The 6,960-nt window shown below is 32.2% G+C and carries 5 protein-coding genes; all 5 read right to left on the bottom strand.

Annotated features, from left to right (window positions below; translation table 11 throughout):
* A partial coding sequence (locus KKC91_00465; protein MBU0477031.1) for a tyrosine-type recombinase/integrase occupies positions 1-244 on the bottom strand: 244 nt, incomplete at its 3' end.
* Between the two features lie 287 nt (positions 245-531).
* Positions 532-2,892: a DEAD/DEAH box helicase family protein gene (locus tag KKC91_00470; protein ID MBU0477032.1), complete on the bottom strand. Its 2,361-nt coding sequence runs from the start codon at positions 2,890-2,892 to the stop codon at positions 532-534.
* Positions 2,893-2,896: 4 nt separating this feature from the next.
* Entirely contained in the window at positions 2,897-4,594 is a 1,698-nt protein-coding gene (locus tag KKC91_00475) for a site-specific DNA-methyltransferase (protein ID MBU0477033.1), read from the bottom strand.
* A 157-nt stretch (positions 4,595-4,751) separates the two neighbouring features.
* A complete protein-coding gene (locus KKC91_00480) occupies positions 4,752-6,617 on the bottom strand; it encodes an ATP-binding protein (GenBank protein ID MBU0477034.1) in 1,866 nt (621 codons plus the stop codon).
* Positions 6,618-6,660: 43 nt separating this feature from the next.
* Positions 6,661-6,960: endonuclease (locus KKC91_00485; protein MBU0477035.1), on the bottom strand; the 300-nt coding region annotated here is incomplete at its 5' end.

Genomic DNA, 6,960 nt, shown 5'->3' on the forward strand with positions numbered 1-6,960 from the left:
CTCCCTTGCCTTTTCTTACTATTAATGATGATTGTTCGGTTTCAATGAGCAGATCACCGCAGTTCAGATTAGCCATTTCTGTTACTCTCAAACCTGTAAATAAACCAAGCTCAACCATGAAACAATTTCTTACTGCTATGAAATTCTTGTGCTTTTGCATTAATTCCCGGCAAGTATCCATGAGCTTTCTCACTTCTTCTGTTTTCAGGTACTTACTTTCGTCTAATATCCATGTAAATGTCATTTTGTTTGTTCATCATTCATAGGAAAGGTGAACTGTTATAATAAGAGTGAAATAGAGGTATTTAAGTCTTCCGACGCTGGTTTTTAGAGTGGTATTCTGGGAATGAGAAATAGAAGAAAAACGGAGAAAAAATTTAACAAGCCCAAAAATCGGGGAATTTTAAAAGAATAGATTTGCCGACGGGAAATGAATAAGATAGGAATTAGATGGTGAAATTAGAAAGTTCGCACTTCCTATGTAAAGTGAACTTTATTTTTTAATATAGAAGAAAAGAAAAAGGCATTGCTTTAGAATATCTCGCTTAAATTTTTCCATTCAGTATAATTTGTGTCAGCTTTATATTCGTCATTATTGTTTATTTTCCAGATTTCGGCGACTTTAGATATAATTCCGCCTTTGAATTTTTTACCAGTTTTGTTTTGTTCTTTAATCCATTTCTGCAAAACTTCTGCCTTTCTTTTAGTGTCCCCAGAGCCGACAGTTCCGCTTAAACCTTGTTTTGTGTCCAAAATTAAAATTGTGCCCTTGATTTTGATTATCCAATCAGGATAAAACAGCTTTTCTTTTTTCTCAACTCCATCATAAAAGGGTATAGAGAAATGTTCACTTCCAGAATTTCCGCTTTTATACCACCAATCAACATTTTTTGATTCAACATATTTTATAAATTCTGTTTCGTTTTTCTTCCCATTATAGTTTTTGCCAATATAAAAGGGAATCATTGAAGTTTTACTTAAATCTTTGATTTCTTTATAATCTTCGGTATAGAATAAGGAAGGTCTGGGGATTTCCAAATCTTCGGTTCTTCTTGCTCGTGATGCTTTTTTCTTAACTTCTTCTTGCCTTATTGGTCTGTATTTTTCTAAAGCTTCAGCGATTACTTTTCTTAATATGCTGTCGGGCTTTAACAAATCATTTACAATAATTGTGTAATAGGCACTTCTTTTTTCTTGTATTTTCTCAGCAAACCAAACATTAAGGGCAGTTTTTAGCTTTCCCCAAGATCGTTCAGGGGCAAATTTCTTATTCTCTTCCTCTTGCTTAGCAATGATGTTAAAGCATAAAAGATTATATATTCGTTCTATGTCATTTTTGGAGGTATCTCCAATTAAATCACTCCCTCTTTCTTTAATTTGTTTGACAAAATTATCATAATCTTCAATTTCGGCATCAACAATTAATTTAATTGGGACTTTCACATCATATAACTTCAATCCTTTAGCGATAAGTTTCTTTTTTGTGTTCTCAATAAATTCTTTCTTTTCAACATTAAAAAATTTATCAGATATTTCTTTAAATGTAATCTGGAAAGAATCACCTAAATCATTATAGTCAGTTCTGCCCATAAAAGTAGATTGCAGAATTATTGGTTTTATTCCTTCTTTTCTCTTGCTTTCAAAAATGAATGGCTTATTTTTACCCTGCTTATTATCTGGTAACTGTATTTGGTTTCTTTCGTAGTTTGTATAAAGATAGCCAATGTTTAAATCGGGTTTTGGGTAATGGATGGCTTCGGGCATTCTCAAAATTCTGCCCACAGTTTGTGTATGGAAAACCGGGCTTTTAATTTCTCTAAACATTACCAGTATAGATGCCCTTGGGCAGTCCCAACCAGTAGCAGCAGCTTGCTTAAAAATTAAAAACGAAACCAAGGAATAATTTTGCTCAATTTCTTCAAGATTTTCTTTTTTATCTGATAGCCATATTGCCATGTCTTTCTCATCAACACTTTTATCTCTCAAAAAGTCCTTAACTATTTCCATCTTTGATTTGTCTAAGGTTTCTTTTCTTGCGTGGTCGTCATTTGGCAATTGAATAAGAACAAGAGGATTAATCTCTAAACCTAACTCCTTGTATTCTTTCTGCAATTCTAATCTCTTATTAAAAGCCAATCCCAACAATATCAAATCTTGATCTATTTCCTTTTTTGAAAACTTATCTAAATCCTCTTTTGTTTGAGTGATTATCTTTTCTTTGATTAAACCAACATCAATTACATCTTCCCTTAAAACTTCTACCCATCCAGCTCTCTTATTTTGAATATCTGATGCAGTAGGTTCTATTTTAGGCGTAGCTGTTATTTTGATAATTATTCTTGGATTTATCAATTCGATTAAGTCATCTGCGAGTTCTGTATCTGTGTCTCTGTGTGCTTCATCTATAATTAAAATCAATTCCCTGTTATCTTCCTGAGTTCGTTTTACAAATCCATCAAAAATTCCGTAATCTCCATAAGTATATTCTGTTGGATTTCTTAGTTTTCTTCCGTCTTTCGTGGAAGATTTTATTTTTTGCCAATTAATAAAGAAAACATTATTTTTCTCAAGTTTTCCTTTACTTAAATCATTTAAATCAAGCAAATTTACTTCATTTGCCCCTCCATAATAATCAAACAGCTTATTCTTACTTTGGATATACGATTCTTCGCTGAAACTAAACCATAGATAAGATTTATCCACGTTAAATTGAGGATCATTGCTCATATCTTTTAGAAATTGGGCAACCATCACAGTTTTACCGCTTCCTGTAGGAGATTTGAATGTTAAAGGCAGTTTTCGGTTTGTAGTTTTCCACAATTCTAAAAACTGCTTTCTTAATTGCCTAATTGCTTCTTCTTGAAATGTTTTTAAGCTTTTTATTTGTGCCATAATATTACCCTAAACGATTTACTTCTTTATAGACCTCAATGATTGGTTCGGGGATGTCCTCCACCTTGATATTTTTATAGTCTGTGAATTCATTGTTATATTCATTCTTTCCCCAACTGAAAATATAGAGAGTTACATTTTCTTTTAGCTTTCCTAATTTCTTAATCAATTCTTTTAATTTTGATTTATCTTCTTTGAAATAAATTGCGGTGTATTTTGTTCTGTCCTTGAAAATCTGCCACCATTCGTTTTTTTCAACTTCCTCAAAAGTATTCTCTCTTAAGGCGATCATCTCTCCAGCTTGATAAGTAAGTTTAATTTTCTGTTCATCAGAAACATGAGAAATATGGTCAATGTCCAAAAGCTCGGTTTTGAAGTATCTTAAATTGGCAGGAATTTTAGTTATATCTGGCCAAGCTTTATGTCCTTCGATGACTTTTTTAATTCTCGGATAACAAACTTCCACAGCTATATTATTTTCGTTATTTGTGCATAATATGAACTTCCTATTTCCGTTATCCTCTTTATTTAGAATCATTACTGCGTGACCTGTTGTCCCAGAGCCAGCGAAATAGTCTAAGACAATTGCGTTTTTTCTTTGTTTGACTACACATTCAAGACAGTCTCTGACATTGAAAAGAGATTTCGGGAAAGGGAAAGAAGTATTGGTAAGTTCGTTTACTATTTTCGACCCAAATGTACTTGCATCATATCTTGGTCCTGTCCAAACAGTCCTTGGTTTTTGTGTGTCTTTCCTTCTGAAAATATCAATTTCTCCATTTTTCTTATCTCCCACAAAAAGTTTATCTTTTATTTCTTCAATTGTTTGTCTAGCAAATACCCATTTTCGTTCAATTCCTTTGACATCAATAGGCCAAACTTCAGTAATATTGTTTTTTAATTTCACATTTTTGTATTTAGGATGAAAATCTTTAGGGAGGACTTTTCCAAACCCAATTATTTTATTATTTTTAACTAGTATTGGATAAAAACAATTGCGCGCATCTGTCCTTAAAGATTCTCCGCCATGATCCCTTAATTCTTCTTCAAGTATCTCATCTCTTTGTTTACTTCCGATTACCTTTAATCCATTTCTAAAAATAAAGTAGGCATATTCGTGGGTATAAGAAAAATTATTACCCTGAACACCACGCGGATTATGAACTATTGTAATGGAATGGATTTCATAGCCTTTAAAAATTTCTTCTAGTAAAACACCCAAATGATTAACTTCATTTTCATCTATGGTACAAATAAGAACACCATCTTCTTTTAGAAGATTTTTTGCAAGCCATAATCTTTTTGACATCATGCTCAACCATTTACTATGGCGATACAAATCGTTTATATCAACATAATTATTGTTATACTTCCAATCTTTTGCTCCTGTGTTATAAGGTGGGTCAATATAAATGACATCAATTTTCTTTTTGTGAGTATAATTCAAAACAGAAAGAGCATGATAATTATCGCCTTCAATAAGTATGTTTTGAGGTTTTTCTTTATCTGCAATTATCTTTTTTGTTTTAACTTCTTTTAAAATAGGTATTTTATATTGACAATCTAAAACTATCTGTTCAGGTTCTTTTTCTTCTTCCCAAACAATACCATAATGTTTTTTTTCTTTTAGAATTTTATTTTGTCTCTTTAGTTTTTCGACTTCTTCAAGAAGTTCTTTATTTCTCTTTTCTATTTCTTGCATGTTCATACTCTTAATTATATATCGATTATAAAGTTTTCTTTTTTAAATTATATATCAAAAAGGTAGACCCTGAAAAATAAGAAAAAACTTTGTTAAATCTTTGCTTTAATAATTTTTCTATAATACTACTATTTCCATCTGATTGAAGTTTAAATCTTTATTGTAGTCTATTTGCGATTTCTCTTAACCAATTTTCAATATCTTTACTTACATCTCTTTCAGAAAGCAATTCGTAGGTCATCTGTGACACAATTTCATCATTTAATCTTTTTTTGCACTGAGATATTTTTTTGCTTTTATTGCTTTTTCCAAGAGTATCCCATGTTTGTGAAGAATTCTGCGATTCATGAAATCTTTGAGCAACTAAGTGTGGAACGTCATCATCATCTCCAAAATTAACATTTATGTTATAAACATTGTTGATTATATCGGGGTGTAAATAATTCTCTATTGTTTTTTTGCCAGTTACGGTTGCCCAAGAACCATCATTACGAGCATTTACTTCTATGCAACATCCCAGATATTCTGGCTGATTATCATAAATATGGATTTCCTTTTTATGTAATCCCTTTAAATAATGACGATTGACCCATTGTCTCAAAGTGCTACCACCAAGAGGGAAAATAGCTATTCGTGGATCATTTTTGATATCTGGTAAAGAAGGATCGTGATTATGTAACATGGTACTTATATGGCAAAGGAAAGATACATCATTAGGTCCCTCTACACAAATTAGAATTTTAACTTCGTTTAGTTCTGGTAAAACTCCTAAGTCACGGGTTATCTCTTCATAGATATCTTCTTCTCCGGATTTAATAGAGATTTCATCATTCTTAATAAGAACATGTCGTAAGGATTCAACATTCAATAATCCTGCGAAACCAGGAACATGAGTTGTAACTAATACCTGACAATTAGATTGATCAGATAATTCCTTAAATGCTTCGGCCAACATCTTCTGATTTTGGGGATGTTGAGATGTTTCTGGTTCTTCTATTGCATAAATAATTGCAGGTGCATTTTGTTCTTTTTGTCTTCTCTCTGCTTCAGCACGAAAGAAATTAATAAGGATTAATCTCCTGACTCCACTTCCCCGTTTATTTATAGGTATTTGGTCTTGGTCTTTTAAAGTCAATTTGAACAGGCTATCCCATTTTGGTTCAGCTTTAAAATCGGGGATAAGTTTTCTTGCTAATTCTGGGTTCATTTCATTAAGTTTTTCTAAAGTGCGATTTGCAACTTCTAAAGCTCTGCTTTGCACTATCGTCTTTATTTGATCCATTTGTGGTTGAACTAACTTCATGGCTTCTTTGACTGCTGTCTTCATGGGGTCTTGAACCTCGTCATCATCATCATTGCTTGCTCTATCTGCTTGGAAAAGGGCAAATACTGGCATTTCGTCTGATAGCTTCTTCCAAATTTTTTTTGAATCTCCTTCTGCCATTTTCTTATCCGATTCGCTGTTCAGCAGAATTTCTTTTTCTTCTAATTTTAAATCAGGGAAATTTGTCCAGATCGCTTTACGAATAGACGGATTGACATTCAATTTTGTTTCTTTTTTAGGAATTTTAAGTGTTTCGAAACGCTGTTTTAGATCTTCGTTTTTCAGTAGAAGCAAATCGTCTGCATTTTCAATTGTTGGATGAAGTGCAATTGCAATGATTTTCTCTTTTATTTTTTGTCCACTGCAATCAAAACATTTATGTATTTCTAAGTCTCCATCTCGGTTCAATAAATATTCTTCTTTAAGACTAGTTTGTGCTTTAACATCAAGTACCAAAAGTTCAGGGAAATCTGTGAAAACACAACCAATCCTTACTTCTTTTTCTTTTCCGTAAACACATACATCAGATTTATCAAATTTAACCTTGCCATCATTGTTGAAGAAAATTTCAAGTGCTTCTAATATCGTTGATTTACCAACATCATTTTTACCAATGAAAGCAGTTAAATCATCAATATCGATTTCGGTTTCTTTTTTGTATCCTCTTAAATTATTCAGAATAACTCTTTGAAGTTTCATAATTTAAACAGGCCTCCATATCTTAATAAATCTTTCCTGATTCTTAATCATCATCAGGCAAATCAGTCCTGAATTCAGCATAAACAGGATAATGATCTGAAACTTTCTTGATAAAAGCAGAATCTGTTACATTATATTCAGTATCCCATCTGAATGCTCCTGAATTGCCAGTATATTCAATTTGGGCAGTCGTATCTCTCATCATCATTCTATCATAGGTGTTATCAGCAGTTCCGACTGTTGTATCTACATTATTTCCAATCATCTGTGTCCATTCAGGTAAAATTACAGCCAGTTTTTCCTCTTTAAAATAAGAGCCGTCTGCGTTCATATCTCCGACTAC

It is taken from the genome of bacterium (assembly GCA_018812485.1).
Classification (GTDB): Bacteria; JAHJDO01; JAHJDO01; order JAHJDO01; family JAHJDO01; genus JAHJDO01.